The sequence below is a fragment of the Flavobacterium cheongpyeongense genome (assembly GCF_003202435.1).
Classification (GTDB): domain Bacteria; phylum Bacteroidota; class Bacteroidia; order Flavobacteriales; family Flavobacteriaceae; genus Flavobacterium; species Flavobacterium cheongpyeongense.
The window spans coordinates 21,535-44,584 of the sequence record NZ_QJHK01000017.1 but is presented as its reverse complement, the minus strand read 5'-3'; the positions used below and the strand labels follow the sequence as shown (position 1 = coordinate 44,584).

The 23,050-nt window shown below is 35.0% G+C and carries 25 protein-coding genes; 15 read left to right on the top strand and 10 right to left on the bottom strand.

Annotated features, from left to right (window positions below; genetic code table 11):
* Positions 1–3 precede the first annotated feature (3 nt).
* The 10 genes from DMB65_RS17190 (at position 4) to DMB65_RS17145 (ending at position 6,208) form a co-directional block, all read left to right on the top strand.
* Entirely contained in the window at positions 4–672 is a 669-nt protein-coding gene (locus DMB65_RS17190; RefSeq protein ID WP_110307854.1) for a response regulator, read from the top strand.
* 151 nt (positions 673–823) lie between these two features.
* The gene (locus DMB65_RS17185; RefSeq protein WP_230470706.1) at positions 824–1,027 is read left to right on the top strand and encodes a hypothetical protein; all 204 of its coding nucleotides are present in this window, start codon (positions 824–826) and stop codon (positions 1,025–1,027) included.
* A gap of 6 nt (positions 1,028–1,033) precedes the next feature.
* Positions 1,034–1,264: a DUF4236 domain-containing protein gene (locus DMB65_RS22715; RefSeq protein ID WP_110307853.1), complete on the top strand. Its 231-nt coding sequence runs from the start codon at positions 1,034–1,036 to the stop codon at positions 1,262–1,264.
* 2 nt (positions 1,265–1,266) lie between these two features.
* Positions 1,267–1,602 carry an excalibur calcium-binding domain-containing protein gene (locus DMB65_RS17175; protein WP_110307852.1) on the top strand — a complete coding sequence of 112 codons (336 nt, stop codon included), beginning with the start codon at positions 1,267–1,269 and terminating at the stop codon, positions 1,600–1,602.
* 12 nt (positions 1,603–1,614) lie between these two features.
* Complete coding sequence (locus tag DMB65_RS17170; protein ID WP_110307851.1) at positions 1,615–2,010, top strand: hypothetical protein; 396 nt, start codon at positions 1,615–1,617, stop codon at positions 2,008–2,010.
* Between the two features lie 3 nt (positions 2,011–2,013).
* Positions 2,014–3,282: an ABC transporter permease gene (locus tag DMB65_RS17165; RefSeq protein WP_110307850.1), complete on the top strand. Its 1,269-nt coding sequence runs from the start codon at positions 2,014–2,016 to the stop codon at positions 3,280–3,282.
* Between the two features lie 4 nt (positions 3,283–3,286).
* Positions 3,287–4,189 (top strand): hypothetical protein, encoded by a 903-nt coding sequence (locus DMB65_RS17160; RefSeq protein WP_110307849.1) that lies wholly within the window; start codon positions 3,287–3,289, stop codon positions 4,187–4,189.
* 115 nt (positions 4,190–4,304) lie between these two features.
* Positions 4,305–5,369, top strand: a complete 1,065-nt coding sequence (locus DMB65_RS17155) for a type I restriction endonuclease (RefSeq protein ID WP_110307848.1) — start codon at positions 4,305–4,307, stop codon at positions 5,367–5,369.
* 197 nt (positions 5,370–5,566) lie between these two features.
* Complete coding sequence (locus DMB65_RS17150; protein WP_110307847.1) at positions 5,567–5,980, top strand: single stranded DNA-binding domain-containing protein; 414 nt, start codon at positions 5,567–5,569, stop codon at positions 5,978–5,980.
* A 12-nt stretch (positions 5,981–5,992) separates the two neighbouring features.
* A complete protein-coding gene (locus DMB65_RS17145; RefSeq protein WP_110307846.1) occupies positions 5,993–6,208 on the top strand; it encodes a hypothetical protein in 216 nt (71 codons plus the stop codon).
* Between the two features lie 39 nt (positions 6,209–6,247).
* On the opposite strand, the gene DMB65_RS17140 is transcribed toward DMB65_RS17145, so the two are convergent.
* Positions 6,248–6,538, bottom strand: coding sequence for a hypothetical protein (locus DMB65_RS17140; protein ID WP_123955358.1), 291 nt, complete (start codon positions 6,536–6,538; stop codon positions 6,248–6,250).
* A 251-nt stretch (positions 6,539–6,789) separates the two neighbouring features.
* Complete coding sequence (locus tag DMB65_RS17135; RefSeq protein ID WP_110307844.1) at positions 6,790–7,539, bottom strand: phosphatase PAP2 family protein; 750 nt, start codon at positions 7,537–7,539, stop codon at positions 6,790–6,792.
* 341 nt (positions 7,540–7,880) lie between these two features.
* Between DMB65_RS17135 and DMB65_RS17130 the strand changes: the two genes are divergently transcribed.
* On the top strand, positions 7,881–8,483 hold the full coding sequence (locus tag DMB65_RS17130) for a hypothetical protein (RefSeq protein WP_110307843.1): 603 nt from the start codon (positions 7,881–7,883) through the stop codon (positions 8,481–8,483).
* 137 nt (positions 8,484–8,620) lie between these two features.
* On the opposite strand, the gene DMB65_RS17125 is transcribed toward DMB65_RS17130, so the two are convergent.
* The 8 genes from DMB65_RS17125 to DMB65_RS17090 all read right to left on the bottom strand — a co-directional run bounded on the left by DMB65_RS17125 (position 8,621) and on the right by DMB65_RS17090 (position 16,073).
* Positions 8,621–9,916: a cryptochrome/photolyase family protein gene (locus DMB65_RS17125; RefSeq protein WP_110307888.1), complete on the bottom strand. Its 1,296-nt coding sequence runs from the start codon at positions 9,914–9,916 to the stop codon at positions 8,621–8,623.
* Between the two features lie 67 nt (positions 9,917–9,983).
* Positions 9,984–10,448: an SRPBCC family protein gene (locus DMB65_RS17120; RefSeq protein WP_110307842.1), complete on the bottom strand. Its 465-nt coding sequence runs from the start codon at positions 10,446–10,448 to the stop codon at positions 9,984–9,986.
* A 156-nt stretch (positions 10,449–10,604) separates the two neighbouring features.
* Positions 10,605–11,045 (bottom strand): sterol desaturase family protein, encoded by a 441-nt coding sequence (locus DMB65_RS17115; RefSeq protein WP_110307841.1) that lies wholly within the window; start codon positions 11,043–11,045, stop codon positions 10,605–10,607.
* Positions 11,046–11,070: 25 nt separating this feature from the next.
* Entirely contained in the window at positions 11,071–11,910 is an 840-nt protein-coding gene (locus tag DMB65_RS17110) for a phytoene/squalene synthase family protein (protein ID WP_110307840.1), read from the bottom strand.
* A gap of 3 nt (positions 11,911–11,913) precedes the next feature.
* The gene (locus tag DMB65_RS17105; RefSeq protein WP_110307839.1) at positions 11,914–13,380 is read right to left on the bottom strand and encodes a phytoene desaturase family protein; all 1,467 of its coding nucleotides are present in this window, start codon (positions 13,378–13,380) and stop codon (positions 11,914–11,916) included.
* Positions 13,381–13,414: 34 nt separating this feature from the next.
* Positions 13,415–14,314, bottom strand: coding sequence for a MerR family transcriptional regulator (locus tag DMB65_RS17100; protein WP_110307838.1), 900 nt, complete (start codon positions 14,312–14,314; stop codon positions 13,415–13,417).
* A 74-nt stretch (positions 14,315–14,388) separates the two neighbouring features.
* Positions 14,389–15,348 (bottom strand): ion channel, encoded by a 960-nt coding sequence (locus tag DMB65_RS17095; protein WP_110307837.1) that lies wholly within the window; start codon positions 15,346–15,348, stop codon positions 14,389–14,391.
* A gap of 224 nt (positions 15,349–15,572) precedes the next feature.
* The gene (locus DMB65_RS17090; RefSeq protein WP_110307836.1) at positions 15,573–16,073 is read right to left on the bottom strand and encodes a tetratricopeptide repeat protein; all 501 of its coding nucleotides are present in this window, start codon (positions 16,071–16,073) and stop codon (positions 15,573–15,575) included.
* A gap of 471 nt (positions 16,074–16,544) precedes the next feature.
* Between DMB65_RS17090 and DMB65_RS17085 the strand changes: the two genes are divergently transcribed.
* The 4 genes from DMB65_RS17085 (at position 16,545) to DMB65_RS17070 (ending at position 22,949) form a co-directional block, all read left to right on the top strand.
* Entirely contained in the window at positions 16,545–16,925 is a 381-nt protein-coding gene (locus DMB65_RS17085) for a hypothetical protein (protein WP_110307835.1), read from the top strand.
* Between the two features lie 172 nt (positions 16,926–17,097).
* A complete protein-coding gene (locus DMB65_RS17080) occupies positions 17,098–18,180 on the top strand; it encodes an efflux RND transporter periplasmic adaptor subunit (protein WP_110307834.1) in 1,083 nt (360 codons plus the stop codon).
* 169 nt (positions 18,181–18,349) lie between these two features.
* Positions 18,350–21,517, top strand: a complete 3,168-nt coding sequence (locus DMB65_RS17075; RefSeq protein ID WP_110307833.1) for an efflux RND transporter permease subunit — start codon at positions 18,350–18,352, stop codon at positions 21,515–21,517.
* Positions 21,510–22,949, top strand: a complete 1,440-nt coding sequence (locus DMB65_RS17070; protein ID WP_110307832.1) for a TolC family protein — start codon at positions 21,510–21,512, stop codon at positions 22,947–22,949. Before DMB65_RS17075 ends, DMB65_RS17070 begins: the two co-directional genes overlap by 8 nt.
* Positions 22,950–23,050 lie beyond the last annotated feature (101 nt).

Sequence of the window (23,050 nt, the reverse complement as noted above, 5' to 3'; positions counted from 1 at the left end):
CCTATGTTTAAAAAAGTAATAATAGCCGAAGACCTTGATGCTATGAATTTAGGAATCCAGCAAGTCCTGAAAGATTTGGAGATTGTCGATTTTCAGCATTCTAAATATTGTGATGATGCATTTCTAAAAATACGCGTTGCAATCCTTCAAAATGAACCCTATGATTTATTAATCAGCGACCTTTCGTTTAAAACAGATCACCGTGAAGTAAAAATCACCAGTGGTGATGAACTCATTCAAAAAGTTCGTCAATTACAGCCCGCTATTAAAATCATAGCCTATTCTGTCGAAGATAAAAATTATCGTATAAAATCTCTTTTTGATGTTGCAGAAATTGATGGCTTCGTTCTAAAAGGTTTAAATAGTATCGAAGAACTAAAAAAAGCGATTCATCTCATTTCGAACTCAGACCAAAAATTCATTTCACCAGAAGTTGCCTCTGCAGTACAGGAAAAAAACAACTATGAAATGGATGATGTTGATATTAAAATTTTAAAATATTTATCTGCCGGTACTTCACAGGATGAAATTATAGAAATTTTTAAAAGTACCGATATCAAACCCAACAGCAAAAGCGCTATCGAAAAAAGACTCTCGAAACTCAAAGATTTTTTTAAAGCTAATAATACCGTTCATCTGGTTTCGATTACCAAAGATATGGGAATTATTTAAGCTCTCTAAAATCATATTTTTCAAGCTCCTTCGGGGGCTTTTTTTATGGCTAAAATTTAATTTTTACGGATTATGGTTTTCCGTAAAATACTGGCTTTAAATAAGATTAAGTTTGAATTGTTAAATCAATAATTAATTAAAACTTTATTAAATGATGAAAAATTATTATGTAAATCAACACGCTCAGCAAAATGGCGATCATGAAGTTCACACCAGTGATTGTAATTATTTACCATTGAACAGAAAATATTTAGGCGTTTTTTCAGATTGTAAATCTGCTGTAGCCGAGGCAAAAAAAACGTATTCAAAATCAAATGGATGCAAAACTTGTTGTAGTGCATGCCACAGCAGCTAATCTATCATGGGCTTTCGATTTCAAAAAAGAATTAATCTTGGAGGCGGACTCGGACTAAATATTAGTAAATCCGGGATTTCTCCAAGTTTAAGAACAAAGATGGGCACATTTAGCAAATACGGTTATTCCGTAAAAACAGGCATCCCGGGAGTAAAATACCAAAATAGCGGGTGTCTTGTAATATTTGCTTTTACAGGACTTCTTACATTTTTAATTTTCACAATAAAACATTTATAACTATGGGATATCGAAAAGGATATTACAGAAAAGACGGAACTTATGTTCAGGGGCATTATGCCAATAACAGATCTAAGTCTTTTTCAACTAAAAACAATAATGGATGCCTAATTCTGATTTTATTTTTTACCGCAATTAGCTCAATTATTTCGTGCTCAGAATCTTCAGATTCAGTTGAGAAAACTTCAAATTCGGGTTCAAACTCCAATTGTCCAACTAAAACTTGTGGAGATTTTACAAGTCGGTCTCAAGCACAAGCAACTTATGACAGTAACAAAAACTGTTATAAAAATTTAGATGCTGACGGTGACGGAATTGCATGTGAATCTTTAAAATAATAACCATCAAACATGATAACACTAGAACTCAAAAGCCATTTTTTACGATTATACCAAATGGCATTATCAGACGATCAATTTAATGTTCTGGAACTTCAAATGCTGTATCATTTTGCAGATGAAAGAGGAATTCCAAAAGAAGAACTAGACAAACTCTTTTTAAATCCTGTCAGTACCGATTTTATAGTTCCAGAAACCTTAGCCACAAAAATCGAATACTTATATGATCTGGCAAGAATTATATGGGCTGACGAAAAAGTCACGGACGATGAATTGAATATGCTTAGAAAATATTGCAGAAAATTCAATTTTATTGAAGAAAACATCAATGACCTATCTGACTATCTGATTGATTGTGTGCAGAAAAACATTGGTAAACAAGAAATTATTAGTCAACTAAACGCTTAAGTTATGAAACCACTTTCACAATTATTTAGTTTAAAAAAAACTACCGATTCCTCTTCTAAACTTTTAGATGAAAATGAAGAAGACAGAGAACAAATCAGAATTACGTATTATCAAAGCGGTTTTGCTGCTTCAATAAAAGCAACAGGAAAACCAATTGTTCTAAAAGCTTGTTTACAAAATTTATACATGAGTTTTGAAGATCAATGCCGAAAACAAAAATTAGAACAGGACCGATTAAAACAACCCTATCGGGAAGAACAGGAAAAGAATCGCACAGAACTTAAAAAGTGTGAAGCTGCAATTGGGATTTATGAAAAAAAAGAACAGGATCTCAACGATAATATCGACCAGATCAAAAACGAAATTATCGAAGTCAAACGAAATCCTGATAAATTTGGAATTGAAGATGGAAAAGGCCTAAAAGCACAATTTTATATTGGCTTGTTTTTACTCCTACCTATTACGCTTTATGTTTTAGTATTTTACGTTTCGGCTTCTTATTCTGCATTTTTCAAGGAATTCTCAAATGATAGTCTGACAGCTGCTATTTTTGATGCCGATGCCTTAACAAATTCATTTAAAGCCAGCTGGCTTGAAGGTGTACTGGTAATAACAATTCCGTTTGTATTCATGGGATTAGGCTATGTAATTCATATGGTCCAAAAAGGAAAAGGGATTAAAAATATTTTCAGAATGATTGCCCTCTTTGTCACTACCTTTTTATTTGATGCTTTATTAGCCTATCAAATCGAAAAAAAGATTTATGAATTTAATAAAACAACAGATTCCGCACCGTACAATTTGAATATTGCTTTAGGCGAAGCAGAATTCTGGATGATCATTTTTGCAGGATTTGTAGTTTATATTATCTGGGGACTTGTTTTTGATTTTGTAATGAAAGAGTTTGAAAACATTGATAAAATCAGGGCTTTTATAAGAGGTAAAAGAGAAAATCTGATTGATTTAGAAAAACTAAAAGCAGAATATATCAATAAAATAAATGATTTTAAACAGCAAATTGTAACGGCAAACGGAAGAATTTCAGAACTCCAGTCCAAAATAGATGGTTTTGTATTTCCTGTAAAAGAATATCTTCATTATCATCATCAATATAAAGAAGGATGGTTTCAGGCTATAAATACAGAAATTGCTTTGGCTCATAAAGAAAAAACTGAACTTCTGGAAAGTTGTGAACTTCACTCTGAAGAACATCTGAGTAAATTAAATCTGATTGATCCTGATTTTCAACATTTAGTATACTCTAAAAACTAATCCTATGAATAATATCTTAAAAACATTTGCAATATCATTATTGCTCGTTATCTCTTTTTCATGCAAACAAGATCCTGTTAAAGGCAAGGAAGCCATTACTTCTAAAAATTCTATATCCGAAAATTATAATATCAGCATACTTCTTGATTTATCAGACAGAATTAGCCCTGAAAAAAATCCAAATCCAACTATGGAATATTATCAGCGGGACTTAGGTTATATAAAATCGGTTTCGGAAGCTTTCACTCAACATCTAAAATCAAAAAGAATAAGGCAGATTGACGATAAAATGCAATTATTTTTTAATCCGGAACCTAAAGATCCAGATATAAATTCGATTTCTCAGAAGTTAAAAATTGCTATTGATAAAAATAATGCCTCAAAAGATTTACTGAACTCCATCAATTCAAATTACGCTTCACAGACCTCAAAAATATATGAATCTGCGATACAAGACAACCATTTTATCGGCTCTGATATCTGGAGCTTTTTTGACACTAAAGTGAAAGATCAATGCTTTGAAAAAGATTCAAGGAACATTCTTGTGATACTCACAGATGGCTATATGTTTTATGACAATACCATAATGAAAGAAGAAAACCGAACATCCTACATTACTGCTGAATGGATTCGAAAGAATGGCTTAAACACCAAAGACTGGGAGAAAAAAATTCAAGTTCAGGATTACGGTTTTATTAAAACCGGAGATGATTTATCTAATTTGGAAGTGCTCGTTTTAGGAATCAATCCAAATCGAAATAATCCTTACGAAGAGAAAGTAATAAAAGCCTATTGGACAAAATGGTTTACTGAAATGAAAATAAAACATTTTGAAATTAAAAATGCTGATTTGCCTTCCAATACAGAAAAAATCATCAAAGATTTCATATTAGAAAAGAAATCCTAAAGCGATCCTATTTACAATTCTAATTTTATATCTAAAAATCAGATTCTACGGTTTTCCATAAAATACAGACTTTGAATCATTCTAAATTTGAATAATCTAATTAAAACCAACACCAATGGAAATCAATATTCAACTAAAATCATTAGCCGATAAAATCAATCAGCTAAAAAGCAAAATCGAAACCGAAGAATCTACCAAACATGCATTTGTATTGCCTTTTATTCATGTTCTGGGATATGATGCTTTTAATCCTCTTGAAGTAGTTCCTGAATTTACAGCCGATTTAGGTTTAAAAAAAGGCGAAAAAGTAGATTATGCCATTTTCCAGAATGGAGAGCCTATCATAATCGTTGAATGCAAAAGCTGGAAAGAAAAACTGACGATTCATAATTCGCAGTTATTCCGCTATTTTCATGTGACCAAAACCAGGTTTGCACTTTTGACAAATGGTATTCATTATCAGTTTTTTACGGATTTGGATGCTCAGAATAAAATGGATGAAAAACCTTTCCTTGAATTTGACATTACCAATTTAAAGGAAAACACGATTAATGAAATCACAAAGTTTCATAAGTCTAATTTCAATGTAGATAATATCGTTAGTAATGCCAGTTCTTTAAAATACATCAAAGAAATCAAAAAGCAAATCAATAATGAACTTGAAAATCCTTCGAATGATTTTACCAAGTTTTTTGCCAATAAAGTGTACACAGGAAGACTGACTGAAAAAGTAGTGGATGAATTTAAAGACTTAGTCCAGAAATCATTGAATCAGTTTATCAGCGAAAAAATCAATGACAGACTTAATGCTGCACTTACCAAAGAAACAATCAAGCAGCAGGACGAAGAAACGGTAACGATTGAAGACGAAAATAAAATTATTACAACCGAAGAAGAACTAGACGGTTTCAGGATCGTAGTAGCTGTTTTAAGACGAAAAATTCCGATCAGCAGAATCGTCCATCGTGATACACAATCGTATTTTGGCATTCTCCTGGACGATAATAATCGAAAACCTCTTTGCAGATTACATTTAAACGGATCAAAAAAATACATCAGCCTTTTTAATGACAATAAAAACGAAACCAAATTACCCATTTCATCAATTGATGATATTTATCAATTTGAAAAGGAATTATTAGATACGGTTGATCTATATGAAGCACAAGTACAGGTATAAGTGCTTTTTTGAATATTTTAATTCTCATTTGATTTAAACTCCAGAAGAAAATTTTAAATAAATCTAAAAATTTTACAAAAATAAATCACGTATAAGTACTCATTTTAAAATACTGAATTCTATTTAGATTTAGCACAATATTGATTAAAGCTCCCAAAACACTGTTTTAAAACTCTTTACGTAAAACCAAATCGTCTATGCTAAAAAAATACTCCATTTTATTTTTATTGTTTTTTGTTGCGGTTTCCTGCAAAAAAGCATCTGCTCCACCTCCACCGCAAATCAATTCATTTTACAAAAAAGTAATTACGGCAGACGACCGCAAAACAATTACGCCAGAAGAAGCCAAAACCTACCATATTGATAAAACCTGTCTATATCAATACAGAACAGGATATTCTCAACATTATGAATACAATTATGATGTAAAAGGAACAGATGTAAAAGGCGATTCGGTTTTTGGAAATATAAATGTAGAAGGGAAATACGGTGCCGGAATTTTAATCACAGACAGCGTTGGGGACATTGAAATTAATACCGAATGGATTGCTTACGGAAAACTAAAAGCCATTGATAAAAAAGGAAATCAATATCAGTTAATTGTCAAATAAATAACGCCTCACATGAAATATGGTTTCGTTTTAATTCTGCTGTTTGTTTCGCTTTCCGCTTTTGAGCCTTTAGAGAACACTGTATTTATATGTGGTCCAACCGGTGCAAAAAAATACCACTACAAAGAAAATTGTCGTGGATTAACTGCCTGCAGACATGAAATCACAAAAGTCTCTATTAAACAGGCACAAGCTTATGGCCTTACGCTTTGTGGTTGGGAAGATTAATTTTTTGATGTGTTCGTTGTTCACTAATCAGTTCAGAGTTTAAACTTTTAACGATGATCCAAAAATAAGGTTATAATTCATGACAACAATAACAATAGTAAGCGGAGAGCCAAAAATTAAAAATAATAGTGTCTGCCATTTACATTCCAAAATAAAACTCTGACATTTAAACCACAAAATAAGCAAACACAAAGTTGCAAGAATGGAAATAAAAAAAGCTGATAAAATATTTCCCCAATTCTCGTCGTAAGCTAAAAACTGAGCTTCATGCATTAGTGCCCAAATGAAACCTAAAATAAAAACAAGTGCCATTGAGTAAGTAAGTTTCATAGTAATGCTTTTTTTGCTTTCAAACAATCTGATGTTTTTGCAACGAGTACCAGAACTTTTTATGAACCAAATCGCAGTGTTTGCAATTCCTGAGCACAAAAGTCCAGCCTTCGCCTTACAAAAAACAATATTCTCTTCTAAATTATGTTTTCTAAATTATCCGCCTTTCAAACGCTGCCAAATACGTTTCTTCAATTTATTACGATCCTCATTGCAAACGAGATTGGAATTTCTTTCGTTTCTCTTCAGACCTAAAATGACACTGACATTCCAAGACCATATTGTTTTCCATTATAAATAGGCATAATTACCCCGTTAAGGTTTTCCTTCTTTTTGAATATTGTTTTTTTAATCAAAGGATGAATCCAATATGCTATTTTAGTACTTAAAATTCCAATACCGGCACCGGCAGCGACATCACTAAACCAATGTCTGTCATTATACATTCTAAAAAATCCAGTTCCGGCAGCAACCAAATAACCTGAAACGCCATACCAGACAGAAACATCTTTATACTCCTGATAAAGAAATTCAGCCCCCATGAAAGCAGTTGCTGTATGTCCTGAAGGAAATGAGTTATTTGTCGTTCTATCAGGCCTTAGCTCATTTCCTGTCATTTTTATTACATTAACCGTTGATCCCATAATCAAATATGCAGAAGCTAAAATAATTGTTCTGTCTTTGAAATTGTGTTTACCTTTAATTCCAGCTGCATTTAGAGCATAAACAGATAAAAAAGTACTGTATTGAGAAAAGTCATCAATTGTTACTTTGTTGTCAATATGTTCGTTTATTTCTTCTTTAGTATCCGTATTGATGTCTTTTAGGGTATTACTTTCTAGTCCAATAACACCGTACGCAATTAAAGCTGTGGGAATAATTAATGCCTTATATTTAAACTTCATATTTTTATTTACAGACAGACTATCCGGACTAGTATACTGCCCAAATACGTTTAAAACCATAAGACTAAACAGAATAATCAGGCTTATTTTTTTCATAGTATTTTGAATTAGTGTAACTTAGCATTCTTGTTTTTTTGTGGTAAAAAATACACAAATGGTCCGATAAATCAACTTTATAGAATACTGTTTTTCTTATAGCTAATATAACAATCTTATTATTACAAAAGAATACCAACTCAAAATCATAACAAAACCTCCAAAAGTTTTAATTCTACAACCTCTTAATAAAAAACAATGCTATTTTCAGCCTCTGCCCAAATCCTCAATCAGGCTCTTTTGCAAGGAGTACCGACATAAATTAAAGAGATAAAACGCAGCGTTTGTAATACAGTACTTTTGAGCGTTATTATGTTATCAGCTATTTAAAAAAAATTAATATGAAAGAAAACTGGTTATTTATTAAAACTCCTGATCATTATGGAAAACCGGAAATAATTGAATTTGATCAAAATGAAATTACACATTTTTGGGTCGAAAAAGGCAGCGATCTGTCTTTAGTAAAAATAAAAGAAGAAAACCGGAGTGAAAAAGTAAGCCAAATACAACATGAGTTTGTTAATCCAAACCGTATTCGTTTTTTTCGTAAAGGAAAAATTTATAGGGTTTTAAGCGAAACTGAATCTATAACAGAAGATTGTATATTCGAAAATGATTATGAAAAACTATATGAAACGGAAACCGAATTAACAGAAAGTGAAATTCAAAATTTAAAATTTGAGTTTAATTGGAATGGTGAAAAAATGAATATTCGCTTCAATGAGGTTTTAGATTCACCAGTTATACAAGAAATTAATAAGCGTTTGAATAAAGAAGGAAGTAAAATTATACTCGAAAAAATCAATTCTACCTTATTTCTATCCCTTTACACAGATAGTTATCTGGACAAACTAATTCCGATAAAGTATGTAGACACTAACAACCTTATTTTATATGGATTCCCAAAAGAACCTTACGAGATTAGTTGTCCTGTAATAGATTAAAAAATGCATTGCCCCCTTTCTTTAGTTTGTATTTGTAAAAGATACCTGTTAAACGATCACCGTTTCTGTTTAGTATATCATCCCTTGTTCCTTGGGATGACCAAGTATGTGTAGTTTAAATTTAAAAAAATAAAAATTTACTTCAAAATCCCATCCTTATAAACTGCAATTGCCCGATCCCTGGCAAAGGCATGATCAACCATCGGTTCGTTGTAACCGAAATCAAATTCAGGAATCCATTTGCGGATGTAGGCTCCATTTTCGTCAAACTTCTTTTGCTGGATTTCCGGGTTAAAAACTCTGAAGTACGGTGCAGCATCACAACCCGTCCCGGCTGCCCATTGCCAGTTACCTACGTTGGAGGCCAATTCGAAATCCAGTAATTTTTTAGCAAAGTACGCTTCTCCCCATTGCCAGTCGATCAATAAATGTTTGCATAAAAAACTCGCTACAATCATACGCACGCGATTGTGCATATATCCTGTTTCATTTAGCTGACGCATTCCGGCATCGACCATAGGATACCCTGTTGTTCCGGAGCACCAGCGTTTAAAATCTTCTTCATTATTACGCCACTGAATGCCATTATAAGCTGGTTTGAAATTATGATTGACACAATACGGAAAACTAAAAAGGATCTGGATAAAAAACTCCCTCCAGATCAGTTCGCTTAAAAATGTCTGATTTTTTCGGTTTGCCCAATTTACCAGTTTTCGGACACTGACAGTTCCAAAACGCAAATGTGGCGAAAGGTAGGAAGTACTGTCTAAAGCAGGAAAGTCGCGTGTTTCTTTATAATTGGCAATTTGAGTCAGGTTATGTGGCTGTACTTTAATAGTGCTTCTTTCAAAGCCTATTTCGTTTAATTCAGTAAACGAATAGCTGTTTTTATCAAAATTTGAAAAGAATAGTTTTGTATCATACTCCGGTGCCTGACCTAAAATATGGTATTTTTCAAGCCATTTGTTTTTGTATGGCGTGTAAACTGTGTATGGAAGCCCGTCTGCTTTTGTGATTTCTTTTTCTTCAAAAATGACATGATCTTTGAATGAAAAAGATTCTATATTATTTTGCGCTAATAATTCCTGAGTTGCCAGATCTCGTTTGATAGCAGATGGCTCGTAGTCTTTATTGAAAAAAACACTTTGAATGTCAAATTCTTCCAGAAGCGATTTCCAGATGTCTTTTGTCTTTCCTTTTTTGATTAAAACAGAAGAGCCAATTGTGCATAATTCGGTATTTATTTTTTGTAGTGAATCGTAAATGAAGCTTACCCGTGCATCGTTTTTTGGAAGATTGTCCAGAATATCATCATCGAAAATAAATAACGGGACTACTGGAAAATCAGATTGTAAAGCATGAAATAATCCGGTATTGTCTTCGAGCCGTAAATCGCGTCTGAACCAGAAAAGGGTAACTTTTTGTTTTGTCATTGTTGGAGTATTCGCTTGCAGAATATTTTTATGAATATAGATCTGTACACAATGTTGTGCTGAAACTTCATTTTGAATTAAACAGTTCTTCAACTTTTTTGTGACGATAATCAAAAATGGTTTTCAGTTTATTCTTTACTACTAATCTGTTCATAAGGCGTCCCAGGATTCCGAGTGGCAGTGCGTAATGAACAATATCTGTCATTTTGGTACCGCCGTTTGCTGTGGATTCGAAAAAGTGTTTGTGATGCCATAACGTATAGGGACCAAAACGCTGTACATCTATAAAATACTGGTTTTCGACACAGGCAGTGATTTCAGTTACCCATGAGACCTTGATGCCCAAGAGCGGTTTTAGAGTATAGGTAATGATTTGTCCCTGGTACATGCGTTTATTGTCAAAATCCCGGATTTCGAAACTCATATTGTCCGGTGTGATTGTTTGAAGATTTTGTGGACGGGAAAAAAAGTCCCAACATTCTTCGATACTGGTGTTTAACTGTTGTACGGTTTCTACTTTGTATAATTTCATAAGGTTTCAATTATTACGTATCGTTCCTGAGATACGGTTGCGTTAGGGGTTGCAGTGGAGCTCTTTTTGTGGCAGGATCAATATCTTTTTAGAGCCGCATCTCTGCCACAAAAAAGCGGGAACGTAAAACCCGACCCTTGGGGAACGCCCAAATGGTTACATTTTATAATATTTAAAAGGTACGAATAGCATTCCGAAACATTCTCCATGTTCTTTTCCAAGATGTTTATGGTGAACTTTATGTGCTTTTCGAAGACCAATTAAATATTTGTTTTTGGTGTTTTTGAACCATTTGAAACGCTGGTGGATCAATACATCGTGAATCATGAAATAGCAAAATCCATAGGTGGTGATGCCACAGGCAATGAAAAATAAATAATTGAAGCCTCCCTGAACACCAAGATAAAACAGCACAATACTCGGAATGGCAAAAATGACAAAAAAGATGTCGTTGCGCTCAAAAGTATGTTCGTATTTGGGCTGATGATGATCTGCGTGAAAATACCACATCAATCCGTGCATGATGTACTTGTGGGTAAGCCAGGTAACGCATTCCATGAACAGAAAAACGCCTAAAAAGATTAAAAAAGAAATCATTGTAAATTGTTTTTGTGAAATGAGTTTAGACTAATTTTAGTTTATAAGTTACAAAAGATTGTGCTAAAAGTCCGGCTTTGGTATAGTTGGAAACCCTGATCCTTGAGTTTCCAATTTGATTACAGGGTGTGCTTTTTAGTTTTTTGAGGAGCTTTTTATAATAAACAAAAGCGGTGTAAACCCCAAATTTGGCTTCCATAGGCAGTTTTACAATTCCCTGATACGCCACTCTGAAATCTTCTTCGATCTCAGCTATAATTGCAGTTTTAGCACTTTCATCGAAAGAATTTAAATTGATTCCCGGAAAATAATTGCGGTTTAAGACTAAGTTATCATCTTTCAGGTCTCGAAGGAAATTTACTTTCTGAAACGCCGATCCTAAGCGCATAGCCTCAGCTTTTAGTTGTTCGTATTTTTGATTGTTCCCTTTTACAAAAACCTTAAGACACATTAAACCTACCACGTCTGCTGAGCCGTATATGTAATCTTCGTATTCGGTTTGTGTGTTGTAATTTGATTTGAAAAGGTCAAGTTTCATGCTTTTTAGAAAAGCCTGAACCAAATCGTCGGTAATGTTGTATTGTTTTACGGTATGCTGAAACGAATTTAAAATTGGATTCAAACTGATCCCTAGTTGCATGGCTTTGTAATATTCTTTTTCAAAATCATCGATGAGATATTCTTTTTCATAATCATGAAACGAATCGACGATTTCGTCAGCAAAACGTACAAAACCGTAAATGCTGTAAATGGCATCCCGGATGCTTGGTGCCAGCATGTGTACGGCAAGCGAAAAAGAGGTGCTGTAGTTTTTGGTAACGAGCTTACTGCATTTGAAAGAAACGGTGTCGAATAGTGATTTCATTTTTTAAGATCTAAGTGATTTTTGAATTAACTCAGCAACCAGTTTTCCTGAAATTAACGCAGGCGGAACCCCTGGACCAGGAACTGTTAATTGTCCTGTAAAATATAAGTTACGAACTTTTTTGCTTTTTAGTTTTGGCCTTAAAAAAGCAGTTTGTAATAAGGTATTGGCCATTCCGTAAGCATTTCCTTTGCAGGCATTATAGTCTGCAACAAAGTCATTCTTACAAAAAGACTTTTTAAATATAATATTATTTTTTATCTTTTGCTGTGTAAGCTCCTCAAAACGAGTGATTATTTTTTCAAAGTACTCCTCTCTAAGTGCTTCATTATCATGAATTCCGGGAGCCAATGGGATTAGAAAAAAACCGGATTCCATTCCTTCAGGCGCAGCTGTCTGATCTGTTTTTGATGGAAAATTGGCATAGAACAAGGGAGCTTCAGGCCATTTTGGTTCGTCGTAAATATCAGCGGCATGCTGATTAAAATCGACGTCAAAGAATAAGGCATGATGTGTTATGTTTTGTATTTTTTTATCAAAACCGACAAAAAACAACAGCGAGGAAGGCGCAAAAACACGGCTTTCCCAATACTTTTCAGAATAAACACGATATTCTTTTTCGAGTAAAGTTTCAGTATGCTGGTAATCAGCACCGCTTAAAACGAGGTCAGATTTAATCTCTTTTCCGTCAATTATAATTCCGGTAGCGGTTTGGTTTTCGACTATTATTTTTTCGATTGGAGAATTTGTTTTTATGGTAACGCCAAGTTCTAAAGCCAGTTTTTCGATACCGCGAACCACATCAAACATCCCCGTTTTGGGATGCCAGGTCCCTAAGCCAAAATCGGCATAGTTCATGAAATTATAAAACGAAGGCGTTTTAGAAGGTTTAGCTCCTAAAAAAAGAACTGGGAATTCCAGAATCTGAATTAATCTTTCGTTTTTGAATTCTTTTCGAATTTCAGAACTGACGTTGCTAAGAAACTGATTGAGTTTTAAGATCGTTTTTGGCGTAACTAATTCTAAAGGTGAGACCCCAGGACGATATACCAAATCTTTTATCGCAATATCATAATTGCTTTTAGCCTGATTGATAAAAACCTGAAGTTTTTGTGAGCTTCCTTTTTCAATGGCTTCGAAAGTAGCTTTTATGGCTTCGAGGTTATCGTAGATATTGATAAAATCATCAATCCCAAAGTAAACCCGATAAGCCGGATTTAGCTTTATGAGCTCATAATAATCAGATTGTTTTTTGTTGAAATCCTGAAAAAAACGTTCGAAAACATCCGGCATCCAGTACCAGCTTGGCCCCATATCAAAGGTAAAGCCGTTACTTTTTAATTGTCTTGCCCTGCCTCCAATTGAATCGTTTTTTTCATAAACAGTTACTGCATGTCCCTGTTGTGCCAGGTAGCAGGAAGCTGCTAATGCAGAAAAGCCGGAGCCTATTATAGAGATAGTTTTTTTCATTTGTTTAACAAATATACAAAAACTATAAACAAAATCATATATTATAAATAGTTTCTTCCATGGAGTCAAAAACAAACGTTCTTTGGGATAGGTTTTTTCGGTCAACATGTTCTGTCATTTTTCCAATCAGCCAGATTTCATTGCTTTGTAAGAGTAGTTTCTGTTCCATTATTTTTACATACTGATTAACCATACTGCGGTCAGGCTGGACAGTCATAAAGGTAACAAAAGTAATTTTGTTAAAATGTTGGGTGAGATCCTGCAGGTTTTCAATAGGCATACTTTCACCCAAATAAATGGTTTTGTAACCCTGGAGTAAAATTTCATATTGAAGGTACAATAATCCTATTTGGTGAATCTCATTCAAAGGTAATGAGAGTACAAAAACTTTATCTGTTTTGACCGGTTTCAGTTTTTGAAGTCCTTCGGTATAAATTAATATTTTTTGTTTGATTAAATGGCTCATGAAATGTTCATTAGCCGGACTAATTGTTTGTGATTGCCATAAAAGTCCTAATTCTTTTAACAGAGGCAGAAAATGTTCCTTAAAAACTTCCTGAAATGATTTTTCAGAAATGAGCCAGTCAAAGGTGTTAAAAAAAATTTCCTGATCGAAATTCATCATAGCCATCTTGAAAGAATTGATGGCGTAGTTTTGTGAATTTTTCATGGAGATAATTTCACGAACCAGCTCTGGGATTTTTTCTTCGGGAAAAGTGGCTATTTTAGATATTTTGTAACCATATTCATGAAGCAATGTAATGTTCAGCAGTTTTTGCAAACTGGCTAAATTGTAAAGTCGGATATTGGTATCTGTTCGCATAGGTTCAAGAATATTATATCTTTTTTCCCATATGCGAATAGTATGTGCTTTTATTCCGGATAAGTTTTCAAGATCTTTTATACTGAAAACAGTTTTTATATTGTTTATCATTTTTCATTATTGAATAAACAAAAATAGAATAAAATCCGGGATAACCTTTATAAGGAGCTTAAAATGCTAAAATATTAAAAAGTTGCTGGTTCAAAGCTGTTTAATACGTCTAAATGCAAAATTGTTTTTGACCCGTCTTTGCTGCGGTTGTACATGGTTTTGAATTTGGCACCATAAACAATTTCATTAAAAGTATAGGAAGTCCTTGCTGCAACGGTATTGCTGAACATATCATCAAAGGTGGTAATGAATACCAGAATTTCACCATGGATTTTTCTAAAATCTTCTTCGGTAAAATTATACAATGGACTGTTTTCTGTAATGGGATGGACTAGTGTCCAGCTCAACGAAAGCGCGTTGATCCTGTCAAGCTCTAAATCCAGATCGTAAAACTTATTGGTCATGACACCGTTTTCTTCAACACTCATTCCAAGGGTTACTTTTGCCTTGGCATCTGTAAAATTAGTGTTTTTAAAGGGTACAAGCCGAATCATTAAACCTTTTCCATTTCTATAAGGAGAAATTAAGGCATGATGCGAAAACTTTAAAAAGGCAGTAGGCTTGCTGAACCTTCCAAAGAATAAACCTGTTGCAATAGCAAAACTTAAAAGTCCGATTAAAGCTTCTGCGGCTGACAAAGCACTGGTCAAAAATCCGGTTGGACTGATATGTCCGTAGCCAACAGTCGTGAAGGTCTGTGCACTAAAAAAATAAGCCTGTCCAAATTGTACCCAGATACTTTGTGATTGTGCAATTCCGTCAAGATGTTCAATTCCGATTGCGTAATAAATAAGAGCAAAAACAAAATTGATAAGGATATAAAACGTAAACAGAATAAGCATGAATTTCCAGTTGGGCATATCAATCATGGTATGGTACCAACTGATTCTGCGCAACAGATGCATACCTCTTTTCTCAATATTTGGAGTGCCGTTTTTGTTTACAAAGCGACCGCCGTAACTGTTGGCATTGGTTCCAAAACCAGAATTTTGATCGGTTTGGGCATTGTTATTTATTTTTCTTAAAAGAGCCATTTAGTATTGTTTTGAGCAAATGTAAGGATATCTTTTTATTGTGATTATATAGATTCTCAGGCTGAGCAGAGTCGAAGCCCTTTAAAATAAAAAGCCTTCAACTCTGCTCAGGATGACAGCAATTTGAATTAGCTAAATTAAAACTAACATGATTTTGATATAAAAAAAAGCAATCTGTAGCATTTTTACAGATTGCTTTTTTATGATTTAATAATCGATCTCTTTTATTTACAAAAAGTAGCCTTGTTTTTGATGGCACTCTGGCTGCCTAATTCTATTGCTTTGGAAAAATCTTTGCAGCAATTTTTCTTGTCTCCGGATTTATTATAAGCCAAAGCTCTAAGATTGTAAGCTACATAATCTTTAGGATTTAGAAGAATGGAATACGAACAATCTTTTATAACATCAGGATAGTTTAAAAGCTTGTAATTAACATTGGCTCTGCCGGTAAAAGCATCAGCATTCATGTTGTCTAGTTCGATGGTCTTGTTAAAATCTGCCAGAGCACCTTGTAAATCATTAAGCTTGTATTTGGCAACACCTCTGTTTTGATACGCTTCAACAAATTTTGAATTCATACTGATTGCTTTGGTATAGTCTGCAATGGCTCCTTTTGTGTTTCCGGCTTCGGCTTTTTTAATTGCTTTATCAAAATAAGCTGTTGCAGATTGCGACCATACTGAACTGGCCGCCATAAAAAATAACGTAAGTAAAATGTTTTTCATAAAAACCAATTTGGGGTTAAATTAATATGGAACGAATATAGAAATATTTCTTTTGGAAGAGGAATTTTTTTACCTTAAAAAAAAGGAAATAAAAAATTAAATTTTCTGTATAAAAAAAGAACTAAATTATAAACCTGAACTCGTTTATCAATTGATTTAGAGTTTTTTTTGTTTTTCGACTTCAAGTTTTTTTCAAACTTTATGTCAAATAGGGTAAAAAAACTTTAAAATTATTTTTTGCCAATAACAATAACATTAAAAGTCTTACTCTCCTATTGTTGGTCAAGGAAATATTTGTAATCAAAAACTAAGTTCTGGAATAAAAAGTCTTCTATTTTTTACAAATTAAATCCGAAAATTATATTGTCCAATTTTTAAAGTGCAGCAGAAAACGTTTTCGTTATTTTAAGTTGTTAAACCTTATTAAAATTTCTTTTTTTGTTTTGATTCTTTGCTTACTTTCGCACCCAAATGAAAAGAATAATTGTTTTTCTGGCATTTATGAATTTCCTTCTGTTTGGCGGAGGGCAATATCTTAGTGCCGGTACGCATCAAAATTCTGATCATACTTACGGGCATAAACATCATATAAAATACACGAATCAGGAGCAGGGCAACTCTATCATTGAAGAAGCTGACCTTGATCTTGATGAAGAGTTCTCCGGTGATGCCGCTTCTGACGGTACTTCAGTCAGCAAAATTTTTACTTCAAATTACAGCCTGCTAGATGGCTGGTATCTGTCTTTATCAGACCGTATTACTGTAAATTATCACAGGCATTTCAAATTCTTTGTGCCATTTTGTGGCAATTCAAATCCTCTTTATATTACACAGCGCGTTTTAAGAATCTGATTTATACTTCTACATCAGTTATCTGGGTTATGAGCAATCCTATCTCATAGAGGTATGTTTTTTTATTTCTTTCATTGAACAGGTCTGTTCTGACTATGGTTACTGGTACTTTTACTTTTAAGGGAATTTTTAAATTCCTGACATCCAATCGCTTAATTTCCATACTAAAATCATGAAGAGAATTATTGTATTCACAGGCTTAATTGCCTTGGTGTGTCTAACCAGTTGTACATCTAAAAAAGAAGAAAAAGAAGAAACGGAAAAATTTACCGTTACCAATCCTGTCAGAATTGACACTTCATTCACTAAAGAATATGTTTCGCAGATCCGTTCTGTACGAAATATCGAAATCCGTGCCCAGGAAAAAGGATTTTTACAAAACATTTATGTTGACGAAGGTCAGTTTGTAAAAGCAGGACAATTATTGTTCAGGATTATGCCAAATGTGTATCAGGCAGAATTACTGAAAGCTCAGGCAGAAGAAAAATCAGCAGAAATTGAAGTTTTAAATGCTAAAACACTTGCAGATAAAAATATTGTTTCTAAAAACGAACTGAATGTTGCACAGGCAAAATTGCAGGCTGCAAAAGCGGAGGTGGCACTAGGGAAACTCCATTTATCCTTTACTGAAATCAGAGCTCCGTTTGACGGAACGATTGACAGAATTCCATTAAAACTTGGTAGTCTTATTGATGAAGGTGAATTACTGACAAGCCTTTCAGACAACTCTCAAATGTTTGCTTATTTCAACGTTTCGGAGCCGGAATACCTTCAATATCAAACCAATGTGAAAGACCGTGCCGACAACACAGTAAACTTACTTTTGGCAAACGGTGAATTTTTTAAATACAAAGGTAAAGTAGAACTTATTGAAAGTGAATTTGACAATGAAACCGGAAATATTGCTTTCAGGGCAAGGTTTGCCAATAACGGGAAACTGCTTAGAAACGGAGAAACCGGAAAAGTTCAGATGCTGGTTCCTTTGAAGAATGCTGTTGTAATTCCGCAAAAAGCGACTTACGAAATTCAGGACAAAAAATATGTTTTTGTTGTAGGTAAAAACAATAAGGTAAGTTCAAAAGAAATTACGATTACTGGAGAAATCCCGGATCTGTATGTGATAAACAGCGGAATAACTGAAAACGATAAAATTTTGCTTGAAGGTGTTCAGAAAGTAAAAGAAGATGATAAAATCGATTACAGTTACATCGCTCCGCAAAAGATAATCAACAACTTACGATTAAAAGCGGAGTAGCTTTTTTGTTTTTTTGTTTCAAGTTTCAGGTTTCAGGTTTCAAGTTTCAAGTTTTATACGGAAACTTGATGCGAGGCTTTTAGGTGAATTAGCGAAGCAAACCTGACACTTGAAACTTGAAACAAATTTTAAACTTTCTCTTTAGTCCAATCATTAAAAAAATAAACAGATGTTTAATAAATTTATACAAAGACCTGTACTCTCGATTGTTATATCGTTGGTAATTGTCTTTTTAGGAATATTGTCGGTAATAAGTTTACCGATTACCCAATTCCCTTCGATTTCCCCACCGATGGTTAATATCACGGCAGACTACCCGGGATCAAATGGTGAGCTGATGATCAAATCGGTTATTATTCCGCTGGAAAGAGCTTTAAATGGTGTCCCTGGAATGAAATATATGACCTCTGATGCCGGAAACGACGGAGAAGCCAGTATTCAGGTGGTATTCAATTTAGGTACAGATCCAAATCAGGCCGCTGTCAATGTTCAGAACCGTGTGGCATCAGTTACCAATAAATTACCCCCACTGGTTGTTAGGGAAGGTGTGAAGATTACACGTGAAGTCCCAAGTATGTTGATGTATGTGAATCTTTACAGCAACGATAAAAATACTGACATGAAGTTCCTTTACAATTATGCAGATATCAATATACTATCAGAATTGAAAAGGGTAAACGGTGTAGGTTCCGGAGACATTCTAGGAACGCGTGAATATGCGATGCGTATCTGGTTAAAACCGGACCGAATGCTGGCGTATAAAATTTCCGCCGAAGAGGTGATGGAAGCATTATCGAGTCAGAGTTTAGAAGCCTCTCCTGGTAAAACGGGTGAAAGTTCCGGTAAACGCTCCCAGGCATTTGAGTATGTATTGAAATATTCCGGACGTTTTACAACAAAAGAACAATACGGAAATATCGTAGTAAGATCCAATTCTAACGGCGAACTTTTACGTTTAAAAGACATTGCTACTATTGAATTTGGAAGTTCGATGTATGATATTTATTCCAATTTAAATGGTAAACCGTCAGCAGCAATCGTATTAAAACAATCTTTTGGAAGTAATGCCAATCAGGTTATTGAAGATGTAAAAGCCAAACTGGAAAAAATCAAAACCAAATTTCCAAAAGGAATGGATTACGAAATCTCGTATGACGTTTCTAAATTCCTTGATGCTTCTATCGAAAAAGTAATCCATACACTTATTGAAGCTTTTATTCTGGTAGGATTAGTAGTGTTCCTTTTCTTAGGGGACTGGCGCTCTACTGTAATTCCGGCTATTGCGGTACCCGTATCGCTAATCGGAACTTTCGTATTTATGACTTTCTTCGATATTTCACTGAACTTAATTACATTATTTGCTTTGGTTCTGGCAATTGGAGTCGTCGTCGATGATGCGATCGTGGTCATCGAAGCCGTCCATGCTAAGATGGAAGAAGAACATCTGTCGCCATTTAAAGCTACAAAGAAAGCGATGCATGAAATTGCGGGGGCAATTATTGCCATCACTTTCTTAATGGCGGCAGTATTTATTCCGGTTGCCTTTATGTCAGGTCCTGTTGGGGTATTCTACAGACAGTTCTCTATTACAATGGCAACTGCTATTATCCTTTCGGGTATTGTGGCTTTGACTCTTACACCGGCACTTTGTGCGATGATGCTGAAAAACAATCATGGCAAACCGAAGAAAAAAACACCTGTAAACAGATTCATCGATAGTTTTAACAACAAATTCAATCTCGCTCAGGGCAAATACCAAAATGTATTGTCCAAAATTGTAAACAGAAGGGTTGTTACTGTTGTGGCACTTTTAGGATTTTGTGCAGGAACATGGTTTATCAGCAGTACGGTTCCTTCCGGGTTTATTCCGAATGAGGATCAGGGAATGTTTTATGCGATTATCCAGACTCCTCCGGGATCCTCTTTGGAAAGAACAAATAACATTGCAGAAAAACTTCAAAAAGAAGCCGAAGGAATTGAAGGCGTAAAATCGGTTTCCTCTCTGGCAGGATATGAAATTTTGACGGAAGGTACCGGAGCAAATGCAGGAACCTGTCTGATCAACTTAAAAGACTGGAATGATCGTAAACAATCCGTACAGGAAATTATGATCGAACTCGAAGAAAAGTCTAAAAACATTCCGGGTGCCAATATCGAATTCTTTCAGCCGCCGGCAGTTCCGGGATATGGGGCTGCAGGAGGTTTTGAACTTCGTCTGCTGGATAAAACGGGTACCAGCGATTTCAAAAAACTGGAAGAAGTTAACAAAGAGTTTGTAGAAGAACTGAACAAACGTCCTGAATTAACAAATGTCTTTAGCTTCTTTAGTGCGAGTTTCCCTCAGTATATGATGAAAGTCGATAATGATCTGGCACAGCAAAAAGGCGTTTCTATCGAAAATGCGATGAATACTTTGTCAACGCTTGTAGGTAGCAACTACGAAATCAGTTTTATTAAATACGGAATCAACTATAAAGTAATCGTTCAGGCCGCACCAGAATATCGCGCTCTGCCAGAGGATATCTTAAAGTTGTACGTGAAAAATGACCGGGATGAAATGGTTCCTTTTTCAGCCTTTATGAAACTGGAAAAAGTGTATGGCCTTTCAGAAATTACGCGTCATAACATGTATACTTCTACCGAAATTAGTGGAGGTCCTGCTATGGGATACAGTTCCGGAACTGCCATTAAAGTAATTCAGGAAGTGGCAGCCAAAAAATTACCAAGAGGTTATGATATTGACTGGGCTGGTATTTCTGCCGATGAGGTAGCGCAGGGAAATCAGGCGATTTGGGTATTCCTGATTTGTTTGGGATTTGTGTATCTGGTTTTGGCTGCACAATACGAGAGTTTTATTCTGCCATTATCGGTAATTCTTTCGTTGCCGGCAGGTATTTTTGGAGCTTTCCTTCTGTTGAAATTAACCGGATTAGAAAATAATATTTATGCTCAGGTTGCCATGGTAATGCTTATTGGTTTACTGGGCAAAAATGCTGTGTTGATTGTAGAGTTTGCTATTCAAAGGCATGCAGCAGGAAAATCAGTTCTGGAAGCTGCTATGGAAGGTTCAAAAGCAAGATTCCGTCCAATTCTAATGACTTCTTTTGCTTTTATTGCCGGATTGCTCCCGCTTGCTTTTGCCACTGGCCCGGGAAAAATAGGTAACAGAACGATTGGTACTGCAGCAGCCGGAGGAATGCTTATCGGAACCATTTGCGGAGTATTTGTGATTCCCGGATTATATTACATTTTTGGTAAAATAGCCGAGAAATACAAACTGGTAAAACATGAAGAAGAAAATCCATTAACTGAAGAAATTGACAATAATCATGTATAAATTCAAAGCATATCAATATCGTATTGCGTTAGGCCTTTGTCTTACTGTGCTGGGCTGTAAAGCCCCCGTGGCCGAGACTGCAACGGCAAGTGCGCCCGTTCCGGAATCTTTTGGAGCAGCTAAAACCCAGGATACAGTCAATACGGGTTCCATGAAGTGGAGAACATTTTTTAAGGATCAGAATCTGATTGACTTAATTGATGCTGCCTTAAAAAACAATCAGGAATTAAACATTACGCTGCAGGAAATAGAAATTGCAAAAAATGATATTCGGGTTAAAAAAGGACTCTTGCTGCCATCTGCAGGCGTTCGTACCGGAGCGGGAGTAGAAAAAGTAGGACGCTATACCAGTCAGGGTGCTGGTGATGCCACTACAGAAATAAAACCGGGTGTTGAAACGCCTGATCCGCTTGGTGATTTTACCATTGCCGCTTATGCCAACTGGGAAGTGGATATCTGGAAAAAACTGCGTAATTCTAAAAAAGCGGCAGTAAACAAATATTTGGCAACTATTGAAGGCAGAAACTTTGTCATTACCAACCTGATTGCTGAGGTCGCCGATTCCTATTACGAATTACTGGCCCTGGACAGTCAGCTGGATATTGTAAAACAAACCATCGAACTCCAGACAAATGCTTTAGAAATTGTAAAAATTCAGAAACAGGCAGCGAGAGCTACAGAACTTGGTGTTCAGAAGTTTCAGGCTGAGGTATTGACTTCAAAAAGTTTAGAGTTTGATATTCTTCAGAAAATTAAGGAGAACGAGAATAAAATCAATTTCTTATTGGGAAGATATCCGCAGGAAGTGAAGAGAACCAACAGTAACTTTTTGACCTTATTGCCTGCAGAAGTAAACTCCGGAATTCCGTCTCAGTTATTGATGAACCGCCCGGATGTTAAACAAGCCGAATTAGAACTGGTTGCAGCCAAATTAGATGTAAAAGTAGCCCGTGCCGAATTCTATCCTTCACTTGAAATTTCGGCAGCTTTTGGGGTACAGGCCTTTAAACCGGCTTATTTGTTTACCTTCCCAGAATCTATTTTGTACTCTTTGGCAGGAGAACTGGCAGCACCGCTGATTAACAGAAATGCTATCAAAGCTGAGTTTTCGAGTGCCAATGCAAGACAAATTCAGGCGTTATACAACTATGATCGTACGATTTTGAATGCGTATCTGGAAGTTTCGAATCAACTTTCTAAAATTGATAATTTACAGAGAAGTTACGATTTAAAATCACAACAAGTTGATGCCTTAAATAAATCAATCGAAGTTTCGAATGACTTGTTTAAATCAGCAAGAGTAGATTATTTTGAAGTTTTGATGACACAGCGTGATGCTTTAGAATCAAAATTAGAATTGATAGATACCAAAAAAGAACAGCTCAACGCAGCAGTTTATGTCTACAGAGATCTGGGCGGAGGCTGGAAATAGCATTGTTTTTATATTAATTAGGTTGTAAAACGAAACCTCCCGGAAGTGAAAATTTTCGGGAGGTTTTTTATGATTTGCCGTTTGTAACTAACAAGCCGTTG